Source organism: Flavobacterium sp. C3NV, assembly GCF_046825355.2.
Classification (GTDB): Bacteria; Bacteroidota; Bacteroidia; order Flavobacteriales; family Flavobacteriaceae; genus Flavobacterium.
Genome location: NZ_JBKQBJ020000001.1, coordinates 150,723 through 173,676, shown reverse-complemented (window position 1 = coordinate 173,676; position 22,954 = coordinate 150,723). Strand labels below are relative to the sequence as shown.

Below are 22,954 nucleotides of genomic sequence, written 5' to 3'. Positions count from 1 at the left end.
TAGCTTATGGATTCAAATGTGCAAAATAAAACCAGAGGGAAGAATTTTTTCTATAAGTATTACAGGATTATTGTAATACCGGTTGTTTTTTTTCTCTATTTATCGTCGTATTATTTCCTGAATCCCTATCAGGATTTTGAACAAAATACGCTGCTGGTTTTAGACTGGACAGTTGATATCTTTATCATTCTGGTATATTGCGCCGTCCTTACAGAGTTAAGTCTTTTTGTAGGCCGGAGTCTTAATTATTGGATCAGCTGGGAGCAAAAGCCTATTTTCAGGGCCTTTGCACAATTTATATGTCTTATTGCGGGGAATATTCTCTTAAATTATTCTTTTTCGCATTTGTGGCAGTTTTTTTATTCCTGGACACCCTTAAAAGAAAGCGAATTGGTACAAATATGGCAGTCAAATTTAATGGCTGCTATATTGTCTCTTTTTATCAGTTTCATTCATACTAGTATCTTTTTACTGAACCGCTGGCGCGTGACTTCTGAAGAAGCGGCCGAACTAAAAATCAAAGCTTCTGAATTGCAGGAAGCCGTTACCAGATCAGAGTTAGAATCTTTAAAATTACAGCTCGATCCTCATTTTATCTTTAATAATTTCAGTACACTTACAGAGCTAATTCACGAAGACCAGCAATCTGCAGCGTCTTTTCTGGAGAATATTACGCGTGTGTATCGTTATATGATTTCCAATCTCGATAAAGACACGATTACGGTAAGGGAAGAAATAGAATTTTTGAATGCTTATTTTTATCTGTTAAAAAAACGTTTGGGTGAAAAAGTCGAGCTAAAATTGCAAATAGATATGACTTGTCTGGATCTTCATTTGCCGCCTCTAACGCTGCAATTATTGGTCGAAAATGCCGTAAAACATAATAGTGCAACACTCGCAAATCCACTTGTTATTGCTATTTATTCAGATGTTGGAGATCTCGTGGTACGCAATAATTTGCAGCCAACATCAGGTAAAAACTTTGTTTCTACAGGAGTTGGGAATAAGAATATCGAGTTTAGATATAAAATTTTGTTTGACCGAATGCCTGTTTTTTCAGAGTCTAATGGGTTTTATTGTGTACGTCTGCCCTTAATTTAATACTATGAAAATTTTAATTATAGAAGATGAAAGTATCAATGCCAACCGTCTTAAAAGATTGTTGGAAGAACTGGAACCGGATTGCGAAATCCTCGACATCATAGATACGGTTCAGGGTGCAGTAACATGGCTGAATGCGAATGAGATGCCTGATTTAATTACTATGGATATTCGTTTGGCAGATGGTATTAGTTTTTCGATTTTCGAAGAAGTAAAAATTACTTGTCCCATCATATTTACAACCGCTTATGATGAATATGCTGTACGCGCATTTAAGGTAAACAGCATTGATTATTTGATGAAACCAATCGAAAAAACGGAACTCAAACAGGCTTTAACCAAATTTAAATCAGTATCGAAAGTTAAAAATAATACCGAAGATATTGCAGCAATCCTAAAGGGATTCATGAACAAACCTTCTTTTAGATTGCGATTTTTGGTTACCTATCGCGATGGTTATAAAAGTATTGATGTAGCCGATATCGATTTTGTGTATTCAGAATTTAAAACCTCGCATCTTTTTCTTAAAAACGGCACTATAATCCCCATTCCGCAAACCATGGAAGAACTGGAGGAAGAACTTGATCCCGATGTTTTTTTTCGCGCCAACAGGCAATTTTTTATTCGTGCCGAAAGCATTAAATCGATTGCCAATTATTTTAATGCCAAACTCAAAATTCAGCTTAAAGCAGATCCTGAGCGTGAGGTGATCATCAGCAGGGAAAAAGCCCCTTTTTTCAAGCAATGGATGGATCGCTAGAATAATTTTCAAACTTCATTTTAGGCGGTATAACTTACTATTCGGTTCATTTAATCACCGTTTGGGTAATACTTTCCTGCATTTACGTTTATTACAGGTTTAATTTTGCTACATATTATTTCGAATCAAAATGATCTTTTTTGGTTTGAGTTGTATCAAAATTATCTTTAATGAAATACTCCCTAAAAACATTTTTAAAGTTCAAAGAATACCTGCAGATTATAGCGCTCTGGATTGCTGCTTTTTTGTTCTATGTCTTCATGACATACAGCATGATCGAGGATGAATTTTTTATTACCCGTAAAATTTGCGTGAAGGATTTTTTACTCTCAGAAATAACGGGAGCTTTAACGGTTGGTGTTTTTATGGGAACCATTCTTTTTCTTTTACAAGAATTGGTTTATCCCAGAATTTTTCGCAGTTACGGAATTTTACTGGTTACATTACTTCGAAGTCTTTTATTTTTAATAGTCTGTTTTCTTGGCCTTTTGATCATAATCGAACTTAACAAAGTGCATTACATCATAATCGATAATTGGTTTGCAATTCAGGTCAATGCAAAATGGCTGACTTGCTTTACGGTCTATTGTTTAATCGTTCATATTTTTATTACCCTTTTACAGGCTTTTAGCCGTAGGTTAGGAAGTAATTATTTCAAAAATCTTTTACGCGGCAATTATATGATTCCTGTTGTAGAATACAGGGTTTTTATGTTCCTGGATATGTGTTCTTCGACTACAGTTGCAGAAGAAGTGGGTCATTACAATTACAGTCTTTTATTGCAGGAATGTTTTACAGATTTATCAGAAATATTAGTAGAGTATAATGCCGAAGTTTACCAATATGTAGGCGACGAAGCAGTGCTTACCTGGAAAGTAAAAGAAGGTTTTAAAAGACAGCAATGTATTGAACTTTATGAAGCTTTTGCCGTTCGTTTATTAGAAAAAAAAGAGGTGTATCAGCGTAAATTTGGTTTGGTTCCAAGGTTCAAAGCCTCGATTAACGAAGGACTTGTAACCGTTGCAGAAATCGGGCAAATTAAAACCGAAATTGCTTATCACGGAGATGTCCTTAGCACGGCAGCGAGAGTTCGTGATTTATGCAATGATTACAAAACAAATCTTCTGATCACGCAGTCCTTTTTCGAACAATTAACTTCTTTTGATCAGGATAATTTTACAGCAATTGAAACCATCATTTTGCGCGGTAAAAAAAGACCCGTTACCATCTACAAATCTTTCGATTAAATCTTCCTTACAGTACTATCAGCGTACTGTTTTTCTCGGTTGTTCTATTGTTCGTTTCAGCATCAAAAAAATACGGTTGGGTAAAGTTCCGTTGATTTAAGGGGCTTTTGGGTTGTTATTTTGTCATCAAATCCTATGTATTCATTAAAAGTGAAATAAAATGACAAAACAATTTTTTCAAAATAATAAAACACTCAGCAAAATGGTAGTTTTATTGATTATCATTAGCTTTTCTTCATGCGGTAAAAGCGGACCGGAAGGTATGGCACCGCCAAAACCTGAAGTAGATTTTTTTCAGGCTAAATCGATTACTGGCGAAGTAGAAAAAAAATATCCGGGTATTATCGAAGGTACCGTAAATGTTGACATAAAAGCGCAGGTTTCAGGTTATCTTGAAGCTATTTATGTTAAAGAAGGAGATTATGTAACCAAAGGACAATCGCTGTTTAAAATAAAAGCAGATGTTTATGCAGAGCAGGTAAATAACAGCCGGGCAGCTTACAAAAGTGCTTTGGCAAACCTTGCCAATGCCAAATTAGAAATCGAAAAAATCAAACCGCTTGTGGATGCAAAAGTATATTCAGACATGCAGTTAAAAACAGCGCAGGCCAATTACGATGCAGCATCGGCTCAGGCAGCTCAGGCAAAAGCAGCATTGGGATCTTCACAACTTAACGCCGATTTTTCTTTGATAAAAGCTCCCGTAAGCGGTTACATCAGCAGGATTCCGAATAGAGTAGGAAATCTGGTTACACCAACGGATGCTGTTCCCCTTACCATTCTTTCAGAAATCAATACCGTTTTTGTTTATTTCTCTTTAAGCGAAGCAGATTATCTAGAATTTTCTAAAGATGCAAAATCCAACCAAACCGTAAATTTAATCCTGGCAGATGGCAGTGTATACGAGCAGAAAGGAAAACTGGAAGTAGCCAGTGGTAATATCGACCGTACGACAGGAAGTATTGCTTTAAAAGCCGTTTTCTCTAACCCTAAAAAGCAATTGCGTTCAGGAGGTTCTGCCCGCGTAGTGCTTAATAGCAATTTGGCTTCGGTAATTACAGTTCCAATGGCCAGTGTAAAAGATATTCAGGATAAATTCTTTGTTTATGTTCTAAAACAAGGTAACAAAGTAGCCATGGTTCCTATAGAAATTGCCGGCAGTGCAGGTACAGATTATTTTGTAAAAAGCGGCGTAAAATCGGGTGATAAGATTGCATTAAACGGTATCGATTTGCTTTATGATGGTGTCGAAGTAGTGCCAAAAACAGCGGCGAAACCACAAAGCAACAAATAAATTTTTGTTTTTAATATAAATAACATTTTCCATGTTAAAAAAAATAATAGACAGGCCTGTATTGGCTACAGTTATCTCCATTGTATTGGTGATATTAGGTATCATAGGTCTTACAAGATTATCGGTAACCAGGTTTCCTGATATTTCACCGCCAACCGTAATGGTAAGTGGTTCGTATCCCGGAGGAAATAGCGAAACCGTTATACGTTCTGTGGTAACACCGCTTGAAGAACAGATTAATGGGGTTGAAAACATGCAGTACATTAAATCTACTGCGAGTAATGACGGATCTTTTTCGATTAGTGTCATTTTCAAACAAGGTGTCGATCCTGATCAGGCTGCTGTAAATGTACAAAACAGAGTACAGCAGGCAACGCCAAAACTACCTCAGGAAGTAATCAGAATGGGACTTACGACCTCGAAGCAGCAAAATAGTATGATTGTTATTTTCAACCTTTATACAGACGATAATGCAAAGTACGACGAATTGTTTTTGCAGAATTATGCCAACATCAATTTGGTACCGCAAATAAAACGTGTTCCGGGTGTAGGGCAAGTGCAAATTTTTGGACAAAAAGATTATTCGATGCGTGTTTGGCTTGATCCGCGAAAAATGGCCAATGCAGGTTTAGTACCTTCAGATGTTACCCGCGCCATTGCAGATCAAAGTTTAGAATCGGCTCCGGGAAAATTGGGAGAAGAATCGAAAGCAGCACTAGAATACGTTATTCGATATAAGGGAAAGAAAAACAAACCGGAGCAATATGAAAACATTGTCGTTAAAACTGATGGCAATAATATCCTAAGGCTTAAAGATGTTGCACGTGTGGAATTTGGTTCAATCTCTTATAGTGGTGATAACAAATCGAACTCTAAGAATGCCGTTACTATGGCGATTTTACAAACATCAGGCTCAAATGCCAATGATATCGAAATTGGTATCAACAAGGAAGTCGAAAGATTATCGAAATCTTTTCCTCCGGGTATTAAGTATGTCAATGTAATGAGTACCAAAGAAAGACTGGACGAAGCAACCGGACAAGTAAAATCGACCTTGTTAGAAGCTTTTATTCTGGTTTTTATAGTCGTTTTTATATTCCTTCAGGACATCCGCTCTACGATTATTCCGGCTATTGCGGTTCCAGTTGCGATTGTAGGAACCTTTTTCTTCCTGTTGGTATTTGGATTTACGATCAACATCCTGACGCTTTTTGCATTGGTTCTCGCGATTGGTATTGTCGTCGATGATGCGATTGTGGTCGTCGAAGCCGTTCACAGTAAAATGGAAGAAGATTCGAGCCTTTCGGCTAAAGAAGCGACGCATAGTGCAATGGCAGAAATTACAGGAGCCGTTGTTTCGATCACGCTGGTCATGTCGGCGGTATTTATCCCAATTGGTTTTATGACCGGATCTTCTGGTATTTTCTACAAGCAGTTTGCTTATACATTGGCTATTGCCATTATTATATCGGCAGTAAATGCATTGACACTTACTCCGGCATTATGTGCTCTTTTATTAAAGAACAGCCATAGCGGCAAACATGAAGGAGAAGAACATAAAAACGGATTTAAAGAACGTTTTTTTGTTGGGTTTAATTCAGGTTTCAACAACCTGACAGGTAAATATATCAAAGGAGTTCGTTTTCTTATTGGTAGAAAATGGCTTGCAGGAGGATTAGTTTTAGGAATAAGCGCCATCGCTATTGTGATGATGATGAATACTCCTAAAAGTTTTGTTCCAATGGAAGATGACGGCTTTATGCTTTATAGTTTATCAATGCCTCCAGGTACCGCTTTAGATCGTACTACAGAAGTGATTCAAAAAATGGAAAAAGAACTTGAAACTATTGAAGCGATTGATGTCAATACCAGTATTACAGGTTTTAATATTTTGAGTAATAGTGCCAGTACCGCTTACGGATTAGGATTTATAAAATTAAAACCTAAAAAAGACAGAGGAGCCGTTAAGGACATCGAAGAAATTTTGAATATGGTCAACGGTAAATTATCTGTCATAAAAGAAGGTCAGATAATGGTATTAAGAATGCCGCCTGTAGAAGGATTTGGTGTAACCAGTGGTGCCGAAATAGTGCTTCAGGACAGGACAGCGCGTGATCCGGCCACACTAAAAGCTATGGCTGATAAAGTTATTGGACAGATCATGCAGCAACCCGGAGTACAATATGCGTATACTACTTTTAGAGCAGATTATCCACAGCTTGAACTGGAGGTTGATGAAGAAAAAGCAAGCCAAATGGGAGTGAACATTCGTGAAATGCTAGGCAATATCCAGACTTATTTTGCCGGAGATCAATCGGCAGATTTTTCAAGATTTGGAAAATTTTACAGAGTGAATGTCAAAGCAGATGGAATTTTCAGAACAGATCAGGATGCCTTCAACGAAATATTTGTTCGAAATGCCAAAATGGAAATGGTTCCTGTAAAATCACTTGTCAAATTGCGTAAAGTGTATGGTCCGGAATCCGTAAACCGTTACAATCTTTATAATTCGGTGAATATTACGGCTGTTGCATTACCGGGATTCAGTAACGGACAAATTATGGGGAATCTTGAAACGGTTCTGGACAAATTACCATCTGATTACAGTTACGAATGGACAGGATTAAGTCTCGAAGAAAAAGCCGGAGGAAATCAAACCATTGCCATTTTTGGATTATGTCTGTTGTTTGTTTTCTTTTTATTGGCAGCACAATACGAAAGTTATTTATTGCCACTTGCTGTATTACTTTCTATTCCAACCGGAATTTTGGGTGCTTTTGCAGGAGTAAAAGCAGTAGGACTGGACAATAATATTTATGTGCAGGTCGGGTTAATCATGCTGGTCGGACTTTTGGCCAAAAATGCGATTCTTATTGTAGAGTTTGCCCTTCAAAGGCGTTACGCAGGCTTGTCTATAGCCGAAGCAGCGATAGAAGGAGCAAGATCGAGATTAAGACCTATTATCATGACATCCCTTGCCTTTATTGTAGGTATGATTCCGTTGATGTTTGCTTCAGGAGGAACAGCAGTAGGAAACAGATCGATAAGTGTAAGTGCTGCTATCGGGATGTTTAGCGGAGTGGTTTTGGGAGTTTTTGTAATCCCGTTACTTTTTATCCTCTTTCAGTATTTACAGGAAAAAGTATCCGGTAAAAAGATTGTAATTCAAACTATAAAAGAAGAATAATGAGCGTACTATATAAAATTGGAATTTCTTTATTTGCAGGTGTTTTATTGACATCCTGCGTAGTAGGGAAAAAATATTCCCGAACAGATTTAAATGCGCCTGAGAAATATCGTGAAGAAATAACATTGACCGGAGATACCATTTTGCATCCCTGGAAAAGTTACTACAAAGATCCTATGCTGGTGAGTTTAATCGAAAAAGCCCTCGTTAAAAACAACGAGGTGCTTATTGCGATGAAAAGTATGGAACAGCTTGATCTTACTTACAAACAGGCAAAATTGTCGTTATTGCCAACACTTGATTTTGATGCAGGAGCAAGCAGAAGTTATCAGTCTAAAAATTCGCTTAACGGTTCTTTGAGTGCACAATTTACCAGTAAAGATTATCTGGACGATTATAGTGCCAACCTTCGATTATCGTGGGAAGCTGATATTTGGGGAAAAGCCGCTATGCAAAAGAGAGATGCCAAAGCGGGTTATTTTGCCCAAAAAGAAAATCTTTCGGCATTGAAAACGAGAATTATTGTTCAGGTAGCGCAGTCTTATTATAATCTTTTAGGACTCGACGAGCAGCTTAAAATTGCACAGAAAAACATTGATTTGAGTAATAGTACTTTGAGTATGATGCAAATGCAGTACAATTCAGGTTTGATTAGTTCTTTGGCACTGTATCAGACAGAAGCTCAGAAAAAAACAGCAGAATTGTTGGTTCCTTTAGCAGAGGCAAATATAGCGGTTCAGGAAAATGCATTACAAATTTTGTGTGGTGAATATCCTGACAGCATCACACGTGCAGGAAATCTTGACGCAGCAGAACTTAATGTGGCTTTACCTTCAGGAGTTCCGGCAGCGCTTTTAAGCCGACGACCGGATGTAAAAGCTGCTGAATACGCCGTTATGTCTGCCAATGCTAAAACGGGACTTGCAAAAGCAACGATGTATCCAACATTGAGTCTGAGTCCGTCAATTGGGATTAACTCTTTTGAATTTGATACCTGGTTTAATTTTCCGGGATCGGTAACCAAAACAATTGCGGCCAATTTGGTACAGCCCATTTTCAAGAAACGCCAGTTAAGAACAGCGTATGAAATTGCAATTCTGGAACAGGAAAAGGCTGTTGTGCAGTTCAAACAATCTTTTATTACAGCGGTTGGAGAAGTTTCTGATGCGATGTCGAAACTAAAAAATGCAGATAAACGAATGGAATTGGCTACCGAAAAGTCGGTTTCTTTGGATAAAGCAACACATGACGCCAACTTGTTGTACAAAAGCGGAATGGCGACATATCTTGAGGTTATTGTAGCGCAAAACAGCGCTTTGCAAAATGATCTTGATGTTGTTGCGATTAAATTAGAAAAACTAAATGCAGCCATCAACCTATATCGTGCCCTGGGTGGCGGAGTAGAGTAAGCCGGTATTTTGAATAATTCATCATCTGTACAAATTATGTATAGGTGATGAATTTTTTTGTTTTTAAAATTTTATACTTCTGATTACATTCAGAGCGGAGTTTTTATTTTAAAGATCAGAAAGGATTCTTATAAAAAAGAATGGCGCCACGGCAAAATTTCTTTAGAAAATAATCTTGCAGAAATCATCGCAAAATTAGAATTAATAGCTGTAGAAGAAAAGCAATGGAAAGAGACTGGTGATGGTATTGAATTGAAAAAAGCATTAACAAGAATGAGGAGCAGAATAAACCGTAATGCATTTTGTAAGAAGTAGTTAAATATTTATTTATCTTTATAAGGATATAAAATGTTTATTATTAATAACTTATAAAAATATACTATGACAACTTTTACTTCCGCTGACATTTTGAAACAACAAAAAACTCTAAAAATATTAGCTTCAATATTTTTGTTTTTATCCTATCTCATTGGTTTAGGCGCTTTAATAGGAACACTTTATCTATTGTTTACACCAAGAGGAATTGGTGGATGGATTTTACCAGCCTTTAGCTTTTTGACAGGATTAATTGTGTTTCTGTTTTTGTTTTCGATCTCGAAAATCATCACTATTTTAATAGAAATCAGTTACAAATGAAAAGGGGCATTAGCTGTTTGTTGTGCATCCTGATTTTAGGATCCTGCACAGAGAAAAAAAGTAATCCCGAAGAAACCGTCGATGTGGTTATGGTAGGCGGCGGAATTATGAGCGTAACCCTGGCCAATATGCTTAACGAACTTGATCCTAACTTGTCTATTGTTACTTACGAAAGACTCGATGCTGTGGGCAAAGAAAGTTCATCTGCCTGGAACAATGCCGGAACAGGACATTCGGCACTTTGCGAACTCAACTATACTCCGGAACTTAGTAACGGAACTATCGATACCCATAAAGCGGTTGAGATTAACGAATCGTTTGAAATTTCAAAACAATTCTGGTCGTATTTAGTATCCAAAGGAAAAATTGGACCTCCCAAAACATTTATCAATCCTACGCCTCACATGAGTTTTGTTATTGGTGATGAGAATGTCAAATACCTGAAAAAAAGATATTTGGCCCTGCAAAAAGAACCGCTTTTTACCGGAATGGAATTTTCTGATGATCAAAAACAAATCAAAAGCTGGATTCCGCTTGTAATGGACGGCCGTAATCCTTCTCAAAAAGTAGCGGCAACCAAAATCGATATTGGTACCGATGTAAATTACGGATCATTAACCGCAGAACTGGCTTCGAATTTACTGAAAGCAGGCAAAATGAAATTAGAACTCAATCACGAGGTAACTAATTTTAAAAGAAATAGCGACGGAACCTGGAAAGTGTATGTAAAGGATTTAAAAAGCAATACCACCAAAACCATCGATGCTAAATTTGTTTTTATTGGTGCGGGCGGTGCGACATTGCCTTTGCTTGAAAAAACACATATTCCGGAAGCAAAAGGTTACGGCGGATTTCCGGTAAGCGGGGAGTGGCTGGTTTGTAACAATCCTGAAATCATAGCACAGCATCAGGCAAAAGTATACGGAAAAGCTTCTGTAGGCTCGCCGCCAATGTCTGTTCCGCATCTGGATACGCGAATCATTAACGGAAAAAAAGAACTCCTGTTTGGTCCTTTTGCAGGATTTTCATCCAAGTTTCTTAAAAACGGTACCTGGGGCGATTTACCCGCATCTTTTAATTTTTACAATATCAGACCCATGTTAGAAGCCGGACTGGACAATGTGCCGCTTACCAAATATTTGGTAGAACAAGTGGTATTAACACCGGAACAGCGTTTAGCAGCTTTAAGAGAATATTTTCCGAAAGCAAAAATGAAAGACTGGGATCTCAAAGTTGCCGGACAAAGAGTTCAGGTCATAAAAATTGACGAAACCACTCAAGGCGGAATATTGCAATTTGGTACCGAAGTTGTTACAGCATCAGATGGGAGTGTTGCGGCTTTATTGGGCGCTTCGCCGGGAGCTTCAACTTCAGTTTCTATTATGCTCAAAGTAATTGAGAAATGCTATAAAACTAAACTTGAAACTCCGCAATGGCAAGCTAAAATTAAAGAAATGATTCCGTCATACGGACAAAAATTATCTGATAATATTGCCTTAGCCAATCAGATCAGAAAAAATGACAGTGAAAAACTAGGCATTGTCTGGAAAGAAATTCATAAGGATACAATTCAACAGCAAAAAGTCAATTGATCTTAAATCATTAGTTTACAATATCATTTAAAGCCTGAAATATATTCAATGGATATTCTGCAATTCTATTGCACAAATACAAATACCATTCTTTACCATAAACAAAATATAGTTTTGTAGGATATCCTTGTTCTTTTAAATTGATAAGTTGTTGTGTCTGAATTCCGTATAAACTTTCAAATTCGTACAAATCCTTGCTCGTTTTATAGTTTTCAACTAATGCAACAACTTCTTTCTGAATGAGATCATGATGAGTAGCAATAGCGCAACGGTGATTTCTGGACAATAATTGATCGATGTAATACAAATAGCGTTCATCAAGCGCAGCTCCTCTTGGTATCGAAAGATTTTCGGGAGTTTCAAAAGCGCCTTTAACGATTCTGATTCTTCCGTTTTCTTTTATTAAATCCTCAAAATCATCTTTTGATCGGTGCAAATAAGCCTGAAGTGTGATTGATGTATTGGTAAAAGTTTTAGCAGCTGTTTTATAAATGTCGATAACAGAATCTGTTATTTCGATATTTTCTGCACTAATCGTTACTTCGATATTCTTTTTTTCGGCTTCCTGGCATATAGAAGTCAAATTGTTAAGGCATAATTCGTTTGATATTTTTAAACCAATATGCGAAAGATCAAGAGAAATTGTCGAATTGAGTTGCTGTAATTTAATTTCCTGAGCGATTCTAATAAACTCATTAGTAGCTTCAGAAGCTTCTTTCTCTGTTAGGGTATTTTCACCCATAAACTCCATAGAACATTTAAACTCCTGTTTATTTTGTTCTTTGACTTTGGTAATGGTTTCTTCGAGTGTTTCACCTCCAATATAGCGATCTGCCGCTTTTTTCATGGTTTTAAACAGCACTTCATTAGATAAAATATAATCTTTTGCCTGTTCATTCAAAGCCGCTTTTCGTAAAGCATTGGCTCCCATTAAAAGTAAATCTTTTTCCATTTTTATTGAATAATTTGTTTTTGATGATAATTAAAACCCCATATCAAAGCTTATTTGATAAAGTGTTGAGGTCGCTTAAGATTTTACTTTCGCTTTTTCTGTAATACGCCTAAAGAAGTGTCCGGAAATAAGGATTCCATACTAAAATTAGGGTTATAAATATATCATTTATTATGGGAAATACAGGTATAAAATCAGTCTATTCAATAAGATTTTTACGAAAGTGTAGTGCAGGCTTATTTAAGATATATTCTAAATCTAATAAAGGATTGAATATAAGGAAGTAAGGATTTTTTTTTGGTTCTGAATAAAAACTCCAATACTTTAAATAAGTTTAAAACCAAGAAGTGTAATACTTCGTAAGTACGGTAAAAATGGATAATATTGGAAGTATGGAGGACAAATATCAGAAAATGATAGACGAGGAAAACGAAAGATTAAATGAAAGAATCGCTAAAATCGAGCGTCATCACAATCGTGTCAGGCTCAATTTACTTAGCGCGGCGGCAATCATTATAGGAGTTACCATCTATTTTTGCTATATCTTAACCCGTTGGGTGTAATTAGTAAAAAATCATTTAGCAGACAGACCTGATCCCGTTCCTACGTTCAATTTATTTGCTTTTGTTCCATCGGAACATTTAATCGGTAGCCCTTAATCAGGAAAGCAATTAGAAAATCCGTTTTTATCAGCGTTTTCGCTTTAGTGAATCAGTAAAATCAGCGTCTCATTTTGACGCGGATAAAACAGATTTACTTCGTAAAAACGCGGATAAAAACGGATTTGCAATAATCTTATTTTGTAAAAGATTAACTTAATGATATTTTCGTATGGGACGATATTCTCACGATTCACTCAAACGTCCCTATGTTCAATGTTATTAAGTTATGCTTTAAACACAATCCCCTTGTGATCTTAGAGCAAAGCGTAATTCACAAAACTTTGCGAACTTTGCGTAATTCTTTGTGAACTTTGCGGTAAAATTTTCTTTGTCGGGTTACTTATGGGCTTCGACTTCGCTCAGCCTGACAAGATTGCGTTAAAAAAACTTAACTTGATGATATTTTCGTATAGAAAGATATTCTCGCAATGCCTTTTTTACATTCCGTAGGAACGCTTGATTGAATCGCAAAAAGATACATTATATTACAGACACAATTTATCAAACGTCTTTATGGGTAATGTTATTAAGTTATGCTTTAACACAATCCCTTTGTGATCTTAGAGCAAAGCGTAATTCACAAAACTTCGCGAACTTTGCGTAATTCTTTGTGAACTTTGCGGTAAAATTTTCTTTGTCGGGTTACTTATGGGCTTGCTAATATTTATTCTTTGTATAAAATAATAGTAGCTTTATAACCGGTACCAACATTCCATTGGCTTGCCTGAATAACAGCTCCTTTATCATCATAAACCTGAAATTCAGCTGTATTTGGTGACGCTGAACCTTCGTTTAAGGCTTCAAAATCGATTTTATTGATTCCTTTTACCAAATTTATTTTAAAACCCTGAAAATCGCCATTTAGGATTACTTCGGTTTCAATAACTTTATCATTCAAATACACCTTTATTTTATCTCCATCTACAAAAGCCGCATCGCGATATCGAATGGTAGAAGTAGCTGTATTGGTTACAAAACCTCCTAAATATTCATTTCTTCTGTAAAAAATACCTTCTACATTTGCTTCGGGTTTGTACAGCGTATTATTTTTATAAAGTTCATTCGGGTCTATTTTTAAAACGGTTGATTCTTTTAAAGGCGGAGGATCGTTTGGCGGAGTCTCCGTTGGCGGCAAAGATTCTTTTATATCAGAATTTTTAGCCGGAATTGGTTTGTATTTATCTTTTATTTCTTTTTGAGAATATCCTTGCAAAGAAATCCCCAATATAGTGACCAAAAACAATATTTTTTTCATAAATGTTAGATATATTAATAAGTATATACAAGTTAATCATTAAATTTTAAATCAATTAACTCTTTTTATTAAAACATTCAATTAACATATTTATTGCCTTTTGAATGTATTATTTATGAGGCGGGATCTTTATTTTTTTAATAGATAAATTCGTTTTAGATGTCGAATTGTTTTGGTGGTCGCACATTCATTTTTAGTTTTTACTAAAAAAAGAATTGAATTTTTGCATCAGCGTTTTTTGAGTTTGTCCAGAATATAATTCCAATGCGGATTTTGAGGATCCAGTTCGCGGGCTTTTTCAAAATAAATAATCGCCATTTTCTTTTTTTTGGTTCGTTTGTAAATTTCTCCCAAACTTTCATTAGCAAGAACAGCACCAGGATATTCCTTTACGTTGAGTTCATACAATTTGATAGCCTGTTTTGTTTTGCCGGATTTCCTTAATTCACCAGCTAAATAATTCAGTTGATTTTCATTAAAAAGCAATTCGGGATTTTTGGCTGTTTTTAGTTGATAGTATAATGCAATTGCAGCATTAATTCCTTTAGATTGAACCGTTTTTCGAAGTGTATCTAATAATTGCCAGGGATATTGATACGGCTCTATTTTATGTCTCGAATCCAGAATATATCTGCCAATATCTGATACTGAATTATTAGAGTTGGACAAAACTACTACACCAATTTTATTTTTATTATCTATGCCTAAAAATGTGCAGTATCCCGGCATTCCGCCATCTTTAAAAAGTAAATTTTGTCCATCGTTATTGTCAAGAGTCCAACCCATTGTGGTGTAAGTATCGTTTCCGTCCTTTTTTGCCTGCAGGACATGAGTGAGTTTCATTGCAGGAAACAATTCTGTTTTAATTAATCCCATATTTTCCTCTGCAAAGGTGAGAAGATCATTTACGTTAGATCGCAATGCTCCGCCGGCTTCTATTGCACCTAATTCTGTAAGTCCAACTTTTGTACCGGTTTCGGCATGCCCTATGGCTAAATTTTCTTTTTGCTTTGCTGTTAATGAGATAACGGTGCTATTGAGATGCAAAGGCTTACAAATTTCGTCTGTCATTAGAGCCTCAAAATTTTTTTGCGCAACCAAAGTCAGTACAGTGCCCAATACGCCATAAGCCACATTCGAATATTGCCATTTTGAATCAATATCAAAAGATGGTTCAAAATGTGCTACATATTCATATAATTGATTTACACTATAGTCAATATAAGGTTCGTCCAGATTTTTTGGATCTGTATTGTATGGAAAACGCGGCATTGCGGATCGATGCGTTGATAAGCTGAGCAGCGAAATTTCTTTTCCTTTCCGTATAGGTGTTTTTACAGTTCCAGGCAGAAATTTTGATATAGGATCATGAACATTAACCTGCTGTTTTAAACTCATATCTGCCAATAACAACGAAGTAAATACTTTTGTAATGGAACCTATTTCATAGATGGTATTACCATCAGGCAATCTGGAATCGTTATCACTTAGTTGGCCTTCTGCAACTATCTGCCTGCCGTTGGCATCAACAATTCCTATGATAATACTTTTGCTTCTTTTATTGGTAACTTCCTGTTTTATAATTGCTTTTATACTATCTATTGGTGTTTGACCAAAGGTGAAAGGAGCGACGATTAAGAAGATTATTATTGTATATTTTTTCATTGTAATCTGAGTCAGTTAAGACAGCTGCTATCTTGCTGCCATAGGAAGTTACAGAGAAATAGTAATGACCGACAGATTTTCGATCAATATTAAATTGTACTGTTTTAGAAAGACTCAAAATTAATGTGAAATGTTACGCTAAAATTGTACAAATACGAAAAAAATTGCTTCCTTAAAAAAGAAAGCAATTAATATTATGGCGTGTGACTTATTTACTTTTTTTAAGCGCATCGATCAACTCTCCCATATCGACTACAGCATAAGTAGAAGAATAATCAGATACGGCATAAGGTAATATCAGGCTATTGTTGTGTATAATAGATCCGCAGGAATACACAACGTTAGGCACATAACCTTCTCGCTCGTCCTCAAGAGGTGAAAGCAAAGGTTCTGAAAGTCTTCCTATTTCTATAGACGGATCCTCAAGATCTAATAATGAGGCACCAATACAATAACGTCGCATTGTGCCTACACCATGAGTAATAACAAGCCATCCATCCGGAGTCCAAAGTGGTGAACCGCAATTTCCTATTTGTGTAAGCTCCCAGGTATAACGCGGTTCCTGAAGAAGAATAGGATCATTCCATTGTGTAACCCTGTCAGAATACATAATGTAATTGTTTACGCCATCAATTCGCGAAAGCATGGCATATTTACCTTTTATTTTTCTGGGAAATAAAGCCAGGTTTTTATTCTGAGCGCCCGCGCCATGCAAAGGCATTACCCTAAAGGTGTAAAAATCTTCGGTAGAAATAAGTTTAGGTAATATGGCGTGACCATTATATGCCGTATAAGTAGCCATAACGCGGCTTGATCCATCTTCATCCTCAAATCGTACAAAACGCGCATCCTCGATACCACGGCTTTCAGACTCAGATATCGGAAATATAACACGTTCTGTAAGATCAGAATCGTGTTTGAACTGCAAATCATAAAATGAATCAGCAAGCCACAGTATTTCTTCAAGTGCTGTTCTTCTTTCCTGACGAATCGACGGGTCACTTAAGGCGGTATTGACCATACTTTTTAATATAGCAAACTCAAACTCATCAGGTAAGTCCTGCATGATTTGCGCAATGTATTTGTCCTGCGTATGCATTTCGGACAGTTTCAATAAAAAACGCTCTTTATTGAATAAGGTTTTATGCTCAATTTCGGCCTTGTCGATATTATGACCAATCTTCATCACCAGAAGATTGTTATCCTTATCAAGGATTCCTCTTCTAAAAACTATTGATGAAATATGACCTTCACCCGTGGCACGAAAAGAAATGATTACGCGTTTTTCGCCGGCTTCAAGACCTGACTGATCAAAATCTTCAATAATCGAAGGATTAAAAATCGCGGCAGATTCTATCGCGTATTCCATCGTACAATAAGAACCTATGAGCATCTTTCGATCAAGAGATATTGCCTCATAGTCGATTTGCATGGATTCGATGATTGGTTTTATTTTTTCGCAATGTCTAAAAAAGATCGCCGAAATATTTCGGTGGCGTCTTGCAAATTCGCGAAGCGTTTGTTCTAAGGTTTCTAATACCTGCTTTTCGTCCAGGGTCATTATGCGTGCGACCATTTGTTTGGTCCGCTCTTCGCCATTCATAAAATATCTTGCAACAACTCTTTTAGAATCCGGGGTAAATTTTATGTTTTTACGGATGACTGATACTCGCATATAAATCTGTTTTTTTTTGATGTTAGAAAAATGAATTCAGGTTTTCGATATCTATAATTTGTTAGAAAAAAATATAGAATTTACCTGCCTGAAACAATAGTAATACCTAAAAAGTATTCTCTATTTCTAAACAAGTTAGTGATTTTGTTATCGAAAAAAAAACTTTTTTTTGAAACTTTTATTGTGGCTTTATACATTAATGTTTGTATTTTATTATAAAGATAAAATAAAAACAACATTGATTGTTAAATAGATACGATCTTTGTAAAGTTTTGATGCGTTAATAAAAGTGAGAAGTACATTTAAATTTAAGATTAAATTTTGTTGGGTTTACTTACATATTTATTGTCTGTAACAAAAAAACGCCAGGGAAGGAGCGCATCTTCCTGCGCGTATGCGACACCAACACGGGGCACTGCTGCAATTTGGCCAGAGGTATAGCGAATATTGTGATCTTCTATCCAGATTTCTTCGCCTGTGAGCTCTTTTTCATTAAAGGTACGATCGATACCTAAAGCTTTTGCCGCAGATCCGGGACCTGAAGAGATAGCGGCTTTTGTGGCAGCTATTTTACGTCTGGTTTCCATTATGTCCAATCCTATAAGAGGTTCTATGGCGCGTATTAGTACCGCATGAGGTTCGCCTTCGACCGAGCTTACGATATTAAAGAGATTGTGAATTCCGTAGCACAAATAAACATACGAAATGCCTCCATGCTGATAAAGCGTTTCAGTTCTGTTCGTACGACGTCCGCCGTAGGCATGCGATGCTTTATCCTGAACACCAAAATAAGCTTCGGTTTCTACGATAACGCCTGCAGTTATTTCACCATCAATTTGGGTAAAAAGCACTTTGCCCAAAAGATCTTTGGCCAGAAAAAGGACATCGGGATTGAGGTAATAAGAAAAGGGTAATTTCAAAGGTATTGTATTAATAATTACGGATTGTTATGACTGATTTTTTTGATTTCGATAGTGGTCTTTTCATTATTTCTTGATGAAGTTGACTTTACCGCAGATTTTTTTTCTGAAGTTCTCGCACTCGAAATATTGTTTTTGTGATTGGAAGTTGTCATAATACATTATTTAAATCAATATAAACAAATGTAGAAACTTCCAAAAATAATAGTATTATAGAATTTATATCGCACAATTGTATTATTATCAGCTAATTGACGCAGCTAAGATGTTGTTTCTAAATCGACTGCCTCAATGTTTCAATTTACAACCATTCTCCCGAATCATTAAAATCATTAGGCAAATAAGTAAGATACTGCACCATTCTGGGACTTTTGCCTTTGTTTGGCGTTGCACAATGCGGCAATCTGTTATCCCAAATAATAAAATCGCCGGCATTGCCCAAAATAGGTTTTGGCTGTAATGTTTCAAGAGCTTTAACTCTTGGGTTTTCATTTGGTTCCAGATTGTTCAGCCATTGATTTATTTGGTTATGAAATCCTGCTACACAATGAAAAGCACCGTCATTGACACCACAATCTGTGAGATAAAGGAGACCCTGAAGTCCAAATTTTATAGGTTGTTTTAAGCTGGTATCCCAATGGAGCGCACTTCCTAAAAAAGTAAATTCAGCGGTTTCAGGCGGATTAAAGCTTACTTTGTCAATCGTTTTGTAAATATTCGCGGTATTGTAAAGTTGTTCGTATGCTTTTTTTATTCGGGGCGAAAATCTGTTTTTATTTAAAGTTTCATGATCCGAAAAATTAAGCATCAGTCCTTTTTGATTTTCGTGTCTTTTGTACCAGCTTTCCTTTTGATCAGGATCCATTTCTAAAAAATCCCAAATAGCTTGTTGTGTAGCTTCGCAATCTTCTTTCGAAACAGCATCTTTTACAACAACATAACCATTATTATTCCAGAATTCAAGGTCATCTTTTGAGAGTACATTGTCTATCAAATTATCAGATTCAGTAGCATCTTTTCTTTTTTTAGAATTGATCCAGGATTTAAAAGTTTCTAAATCAGGTTTTTCAAAATATAAAAACTGTAGTGTGTCTTCCATACCAATACCCAATTCGTATAAGGTTTTCATTTCCTCATTCCAGCTTTGTGTTTCATCTGTAGCAGAAATTAGGAAAGGATTTACAGTACGTTTCCAAAGTTTTTCAAGAATAGTCGAGGACATAGATTTTACAGATTTTATAGTTTTTTAAAAAGGCCAATTAACATGCAAAGGCTTATTCATCCATGGATATTTTATAATTGAAAAAGCAAAAGGAGATTTGTTTATTAGCATATCATAAGCTCTTTTGTCGACGGTAAGTTCCCATCTTTCATCAAATTCTGTAAGGATTCCGTCCCGAACGAGCCAGTTGCCTCTAAAACCATCTATAGACGAGTCACCAATTACAGACCAATAAGAAATAGCAGCGTTTATTAAACCTTCAATAAGGCTTCGATCTTCAGGTGAAATTTCAATTGCATCAGGAACATTATCGGTAAGTGATAAACCACAAAGTACTTTATTTAAGGGTAAGTAAGCTTCTTCTGTTTCGCTGATTCCGGTAACAACATATTGTAAATACTGAACAGCTTTTTTTTGATCTTCAACACTAACAAATTGGTTATGCGTAACGAGATTTAACCTTTCGAAGAGCATAATGATATAGTCATTTAAAAGAACAATTCCTGCATTTCTAACCGGGATTCCCTCTTTAATTGGAGTTGAACGATTTTTTAATTCTTTTGATGGTCCGTGGTCAGAAGGTGTTCCCATTTTGATGATATTAGTTATGAATACAAAAGCAACATAAAAATAAAGATATTTTACTGATTGCCGTATAGGTATTTATACCTGATCTGGTTTTTAAATAAGGGTACGGTTTCGTAAAGTATACGTAGCAATATTGTTTACATTTTCATGCGTATTATTATACTTTTTGTCTTCGAATTCAAAATTCATTTTTTTTAGAATCGCTACAGAATTGACATTATCCTCTGACGGAAAAGCCGTAATTATCTTTGCTTTTATTTCTTCAAACGTATGTTTTGTAACTGCTTTGAGGGCTTCGGTCATAATTCCTTTTCCCTGAAATTCGGGTAACATTTCATAGCCAATTTCAACGATTTCATTTTCAGGATCAAAATTCCACAAACAAACAGATCCAATTAAATCATTGTTTTCTTTTAGTCGAATGATCCAATAAAGTCCTTCATTTTTCGCGACCAGATTTTGTATTTTGAGAATAAACTCCTTTGCTTTTTCTACTGTTGATGAATTATCCCGGCCCACAAATCGATTTACAACTTCATCAGAACGTAGTTTGTGAATTAACTCGGCATCAGTACTTTCGATATTTCTCAATATCAATCGCTCTGTTTGAAGCTGAGGGAAAATTTTAAAATCTAATACCATTTCTTTACTCTTTAAAATTGCTAATCAATGCATTAAAACAGGCTTAATTCTCCTACCGTGTGGACAAATATTATAAATCAATTTTAAACACAAATTGCACAAATTGGCACTAATTCATTTCGTGAAATTAATTTCACAAACTAAATTAACCAATTAAAATTTGTGCAAATTCGTGCAATTCGTGTTTGTTTTGTACTTGTGTCCAAACGGTAGCTTAATTGTATGTTTTTTTTAGATGATGAAAGTTAAAAAATAAATAGCATACATTTGTTATGCTTCATCATTCATAAAGTAAAATAGTTTAAAATGTACGATATAATTTTCAAACATCTTGAAGAAAAAGTTTCTCTGAATCCTGCAGAAAAGGAATTGATAAAGACTTTCTTTAAACCTAAAAAAATAAAGAAAAAGCAATTTGTAGTGGTTGAAGGACATGTTTGTAATTACTTGACATTTGTTTCTAAAGGGCTTTTAAAGTCTTATAATGTTGATGAAAAAGGGAATGAACATATTAATCAGTTTTCGCCCGAAGGTTGGTGGACATCAGACATGAGCAGTTTTTTTAGCGGTGGAATTTCTTTTTACAGCATTGATGCCATGGAAGATTCAGAAGTATTGCTCATTACCAGAGAAGATTTCGAAAACTTAACGATACAAGTTCCGGTGATGGATCGCTATTTTCGATTGCTTTTTCAGAATAGTTTAATTACAAAAGAAAGAAGATTAATAAGTTCATATACCCACACGGCAGAAGAAAAATACAGACATATTGTAGAAAACAACCCTGATTTGATCAAACGAATACCACAAAATTTACTTGCTTCGTATCTTGGTCTTTCTCCTGAAACCCTAAGCAGGCTTAAAAAGAATATCATTTTCGATCCCAAATAATTGATCTAGATCAAGCGAATTTCTTGTTTCAGGTCATCTTTCTGAGGAAGGTTTATGAAGTAATTTTGGAGAAAATAAATTACTTATGAAATCAATACAAGAAAAAGCCGAAAATATAGCCTTAGTTGTAGGAGCAACCGGAATTGCCGGAAGTAATCTCGCCACAAAACTTTTGGAAAAAGGATGGACCGTTTTTGGACTTTCCAGAAATCCCAAAAATGATATTGAAGGTTTACAACCTATTGCCGCTGATTTAATGAATACAGAATCATTAGTTTCCGCTTTAAGCGAAATTGCCCCAACTCATGTTTTTTTCACAACTTGGATGCGAAATGATACTGAAGAAGAAAATATCAGGGTAAATAGCGCTATGGTTCGAAATTTATTAAACGTATTATCTCCAAAAAAATCGATTCAGCATGTTTCATTAGTTACGGGATTAAAACATTATTTAGGACCATTTGATGCTTATGCTACAACAGGAACTTTACCGGAAACGCCATTAAGAGAAGAGCAACCAAGATTAGACCTGCCAAATTTTTATTACGCACAGGAAGACGAGGTGTATGAAGCCGCAAAAAGAGATGGTTTTAGCTGGAACATACACAGACCGCACACGCTGATTGGTAAAACTATAGGGAATGCCATGAATATGGGAACCACTTTGGCCGTTTACGCCAGTATTTGTAAAAAAGAAGGAACACCGTTTATCTGGCCTGGTTCTGAAGCAGAATGGAATGGAGTATCTGATGTTACGGATGCTAAAATTCTCGCAGATCAGATCATTTGGGCAGCAACAAATCCTGAAGCTCATAATGAAGCTTTTAATATCGCAAACGGAGATGTTTTTAGATGGAAATGGCTGTGGCCAAAAATAGCAGAATGGTTTGATGTCGAATACGAAGGATACAGCGGAACGATACAGCCACTTGAAACTGTAATGAATGAAAAAGATGCGATCTGGAAAACCATTACAAATGAACATCAGCTCATAGAAGAGGATTTAAACCAATTGGCTTCTGCGTGGCATACAGATCTTGATTTATCGCGCCCTCTAGAAGTAATGACCGATATGTCAAAAAGCAGAAAACTTGGTTTTGCTACTTATAAAGATACGAAAGATTCGTTTTTTGAATTGTTTGCTCAGTTACGAAATGATCAAATAATACCTTAAATTAATTAGATAATTAGATAATTCCAACAACTATTATTACACTTTTTGATGCTTCATTAATATAAAAAAGGACGGTCTTTTA

Annotated in this window: 21 protein-coding genes; 12 read left to right on the top strand and 9 right to left on the bottom strand. The window is 35.8% G+C overall.

The features are described from left to right. Positions 1–6: 6 nt before the first annotated feature. The 9 genes from ACIDC4_RS00745 to mqo all read left to right on the top strand — a co-directional run bounded on the left by ACIDC4_RS00745 (position 7) and on the right by mqo (position 11,226). Positions 7–1,101 (top strand): sensor histidine kinase, encoded by a 1,095-nt coding sequence (locus ACIDC4_RS00745; RefSeq protein WP_412043935.1) that lies wholly within the window; start codon positions 7–9, stop codon positions 1,099–1,101. A gap of 4 nt (positions 1,102–1,105) precedes the next feature. After that, a complete protein-coding gene (locus tag ACIDC4_RS00740) occupies positions 1,106–1,861 on the top strand; it encodes a LytR/AlgR family response regulator transcription factor (protein WP_412043934.1) in 756 nt (251 codons plus the stop codon). A gap of 170 nt (positions 1,862–2,031) precedes the next feature. Continuing rightward, positions 2,032–3,108, top strand: coding sequence for an adenylate/guanylate cyclase domain-containing protein (locus tag ACIDC4_RS00735; RefSeq protein ID WP_412043933.1), 1,077 nt, complete (start codon positions 2,032–2,034; stop codon positions 3,106–3,108). Between the two features lie 160 nt (positions 3,109–3,268). Further along, complete coding sequence (locus tag ACIDC4_RS00730; protein WP_412043932.1) at positions 3,269–4,402, top strand: efflux RND transporter periplasmic adaptor subunit; 1,134 nt, start codon at positions 3,269–3,271, stop codon at positions 4,400–4,402. A 31-nt stretch (positions 4,403–4,433) separates the two neighbouring features. Continuing rightward, positions 4,434–7,589: an efflux RND transporter permease subunit gene (locus ACIDC4_RS00725; protein ID WP_412043931.1), complete on the top strand. Its 3,156-nt coding sequence runs from the start codon at positions 4,434–4,436 to the stop codon at positions 7,587–7,589. Beyond that, positions 7,589–8,998, top strand: coding sequence for an efflux transporter outer membrane subunit (locus ACIDC4_RS00720; RefSeq protein WP_412043930.1), 1,410 nt, complete (start codon positions 7,589–7,591; stop codon positions 8,996–8,998). The genes ACIDC4_RS00725 and ACIDC4_RS00720 overlap by 1 nt, the downstream gene beginning before the upstream one ends. 57 nt (positions 8,999–9,055) lie before the next feature. After that, positions 9,056–9,313 (top strand): hypothetical protein, encoded by a 258-nt coding sequence (locus ACIDC4_RS00715; protein WP_412043929.1) that lies wholly within the window; start codon positions 9,056–9,058, stop codon positions 9,311–9,313. Between the two features lie 66 nt (positions 9,314–9,379). Continuing rightward, positions 9,380–9,634: a hypothetical protein gene (locus ACIDC4_RS00710; protein WP_208686684.1), complete on the top strand. Its 255-nt coding sequence runs from the start codon at positions 9,380–9,382 to the stop codon at positions 9,632–9,634. Beyond that, positions 9,631–11,226, top strand: a complete 1,596-nt coding sequence (gene mqo / locus ACIDC4_RS00705; protein WP_412043928.1) for a malate dehydrogenase (quinone) — start codon at positions 9,631–9,633, stop codon at positions 11,224–11,226. Before ACIDC4_RS00710 ends, mqo begins: the two co-directional genes overlap by 4 nt. A 10-nt stretch (positions 11,227–11,236) precedes the next feature. Here mqo and ACIDC4_RS00700 read toward each other — a convergent pair whose 3' ends face one another. Continuing rightward, positions 11,237–12,178, bottom strand: a complete 942-nt coding sequence (locus ACIDC4_RS00700; protein ID WP_412043927.1) for a proline dehydrogenase family protein — start codon at positions 12,176–12,178, stop codon at positions 11,237–11,239. A gap of 413 nt (positions 12,179–12,591) precedes the next feature. Between ACIDC4_RS00700 and ACIDC4_RS00695 the strand changes: the two genes are divergently transcribed. Continuing rightward, positions 12,592–12,741: a hypothetical protein gene (locus tag ACIDC4_RS00695; protein ID WP_412043926.1), complete on the top strand. Its 150-nt coding sequence runs from the start codon at positions 12,592–12,594 to the stop codon at positions 12,739–12,741. 763 nt (positions 12,742–13,504) lie between these two features. On the opposite strand, the gene ACIDC4_RS00690 is transcribed toward ACIDC4_RS00695, so the two are convergent. The 8 genes from ACIDC4_RS00690 to ACIDC4_RS00655 all read right to left on the bottom strand — a co-directional run bounded on the left by ACIDC4_RS00690 (position 13,505) and on the right by ACIDC4_RS00655 (position 20,807). Continuing rightward, positions 13,505–14,095, bottom strand: coding sequence for a hypothetical protein (locus tag ACIDC4_RS00690; protein WP_412043925.1), 591 nt, complete (start codon positions 14,093–14,095; stop codon positions 13,505–13,507). 228 nt (positions 14,096–14,323) lie between these two features. Further along, the gene (locus ACIDC4_RS00685; RefSeq protein WP_412043924.1) at positions 14,324–15,760 is read right to left on the bottom strand and encodes a serine hydrolase domain-containing protein; all 1,437 of its coding nucleotides are present in this window, start codon (positions 15,758–15,760) and stop codon (positions 14,324–14,326) included. A gap of 208 nt (positions 15,761–15,968) precedes the next feature. Further along, positions 15,969–17,435, bottom strand: coding sequence for a glycoside hydrolase family 130 protein (locus ACIDC4_RS00680; protein WP_412043923.1), 1,467 nt, complete (start codon positions 17,433–17,435; stop codon positions 15,969–15,971). A gap of 314 nt (positions 17,436–17,749) precedes the next feature. Next, positions 17,750–18,355, bottom strand: coding sequence for a DNA-3-methyladenine glycosylase (locus ACIDC4_RS00675; RefSeq protein ID WP_412043922.1), 606 nt, complete (start codon positions 18,353–18,355; stop codon positions 17,750–17,752). Positions 18,356–18,372: 17 nt separating this feature from the next. Continuing rightward, a complete protein-coding gene (locus tag ACIDC4_RS00670; protein ID WP_412043921.1) occupies positions 18,373–18,510 on the bottom strand; it encodes a hypothetical protein in 138 nt (45 codons plus the stop codon). A gap of 146 nt (positions 18,511–18,656) precedes the next feature. Further along, positions 18,657–19,577 carry a phytanoyl-CoA dioxygenase family protein gene (locus tag ACIDC4_RS00665; protein WP_412043920.1) on the bottom strand — a complete coding sequence of 307 codons (921 nt, stop codon included), beginning with the start codon at positions 19,575–19,577 and terminating at the stop codon, positions 18,657–18,659. Between the two features lie 24 nt (positions 19,578–19,601). Continuing rightward, on the bottom strand, positions 19,602–20,168 hold the full coding sequence (locus tag ACIDC4_RS00660) for a contractile injection system tape measure protein (protein WP_412043919.1): 567 nt from the start codon (positions 20,166–20,168) through the stop codon (positions 19,602–19,604). A 90-nt stretch (positions 20,169–20,258) separates the two neighbouring features. Continuing rightward, positions 20,259–20,807: a GNAT family N-acetyltransferase gene (locus ACIDC4_RS00655; RefSeq protein ID WP_412043918.1), complete on the bottom strand. Its 549-nt coding sequence runs from the start codon at positions 20,805–20,807 to the stop codon at positions 20,259–20,261. A 306-nt stretch (positions 20,808–21,113) separates the two neighbouring features. On the opposite strand from ACIDC4_RS00655, the gene ACIDC4_RS00650 reads away from it, so the two are divergent. After that, positions 21,114–21,698: a Crp/Fnr family transcriptional regulator gene (locus ACIDC4_RS00650; protein WP_412043917.1), complete on the top strand. Its 585-nt coding sequence runs from the start codon at positions 21,114–21,116 to the stop codon at positions 21,696–21,698. 85 nt (positions 21,699–21,783) lie between these two features. Further along, entirely contained in the window at positions 21,784–22,872 is a 1,089-nt protein-coding gene (locus tag ACIDC4_RS00645; protein WP_412043916.1) for an SDR family oxidoreductase, read from the top strand. The last annotated feature ends 82 nt before the right edge of the window (positions 22,873–22,954 follow it).

Excerpts from the sequence above, each read along its gene's own strand:
- ACIDC4_RS00695 (WP_412043926.1), top strand. The coding sequence starts at position 12,592 with ATGATAGACGAGGAAAACGAAAGATTAAATGAAAGAATCGCTAAAATC.
- ACIDC4_RS00735 (WP_412043933.1), top strand. The coding sequence starts at position 2,032 with ATGAAATACTCCCTAAAAACATTTTTAAAGTTCAAAGAATACCTGCAG.
- ACIDC4_RS00725 (WP_412043931.1), top strand. The coding sequence starts at position 4,434 with ATGTTAAAAAAAATAATAGACAGGCCTGTATTGGCTACAGTTATCTCC.
- ACIDC4_RS00665 (WP_412043920.1), bottom strand. The coding sequence starts at position 19,577 with ATGTCCTCGACTATTCTTGAAAAACTTTGGAAACGTACTGTAAATCCT.
- ACIDC4_RS00745 (WP_412043935.1), top strand. The coding sequence starts at position 7 with ATGGATTCAAATGTGCAAAATAAAACCAGAGGGAAGAATTTTTTCTAT.
- ACIDC4_RS00660 (WP_412043919.1), bottom strand. The coding sequence starts at position 20,168 with ATGGGAACACCTTCTGACCACGGACCATCAAAAGAATTAAAAAATCGT.
- ACIDC4_RS00650 (WP_412043917.1), top strand. The coding sequence starts at position 21,114 with ATGTACGATATAATTTTCAAACATCTTGAAGAAAAAGTTTCTCTGAAT.
- ACIDC4_RS00680 (WP_412043923.1), bottom strand. The coding sequence starts at position 17,435 with ATGCGAGTATCAGTCATCCGTAAAAACATAAAATTTACCCCGGATTCT.
- ACIDC4_RS00685 (WP_412043924.1), bottom strand. The coding sequence starts at position 15,760 with ATGAAAAAATATACAATAATAATCTTCTTAATCGTCGCTCCTTTCACC.
- ACIDC4_RS00670 (WP_412043921.1), bottom strand. The coding sequence starts at position 18,510 with ATGACAACTTCCAATCACAAAAACAATATTTCGAGTGCGAGAACTTCA.
- ACIDC4_RS00645 (WP_412043916.1), top strand. The coding sequence starts at position 21,784 with ATGAAATCAATACAAGAAAAAGCCGAAAATATAGCCTTAGTTGTAGGA.
- ACIDC4_RS00730 (WP_412043932.1), top strand. The coding sequence starts at position 3,269 with ATGACAAAACAATTTTTTCAAAATAATAAAACACTCAGCAAAATGGTA.
- ACIDC4_RS00690 (WP_412043925.1), bottom strand. The coding sequence starts at position 14,095 with ATGAAAAAAATATTGTTTTTGGTCACTATATTGGGGATTTCTTTGCAA.
- ACIDC4_RS00700 (WP_412043927.1), bottom strand. The coding sequence starts at position 12,178 with ATGGAAAAAGATTTACTTTTAATGGGAGCCAATGCTTTACGAAAAGCG.
- ACIDC4_RS00740 (WP_412043934.1), top strand. The coding sequence starts at position 1,106 with ATGAAAATTTTAATTATAGAAGATGAAAGTATCAATGCCAACCGTCTT.
- ACIDC4_RS00720 (WP_412043930.1), top strand. The coding sequence starts at position 7,589 with ATGAGCGTACTATATAAAATTGGAATTTCTTTATTTGCAGGTGTTTTA.
- ACIDC4_RS00710 (WP_208686684.1), top strand. The coding sequence starts at position 9,380 with ATGACAACTTTTACTTCCGCTGACATTTTGAAACAACAAAAAACTCTA.
- ACIDC4_RS00655 (WP_412043918.1), bottom strand. The coding sequence starts at position 20,807 with ATGGTATTAGATTTTAAAATTTTCCCTCAGCTTCAAACAGAGCGATTG.
- mqo (WP_412043928.1), top strand. The coding sequence starts at position 9,631 with ATGAAAAGGGGCATTAGCTGTTTGTTGTGCATCCTGATTTTAGGATCC.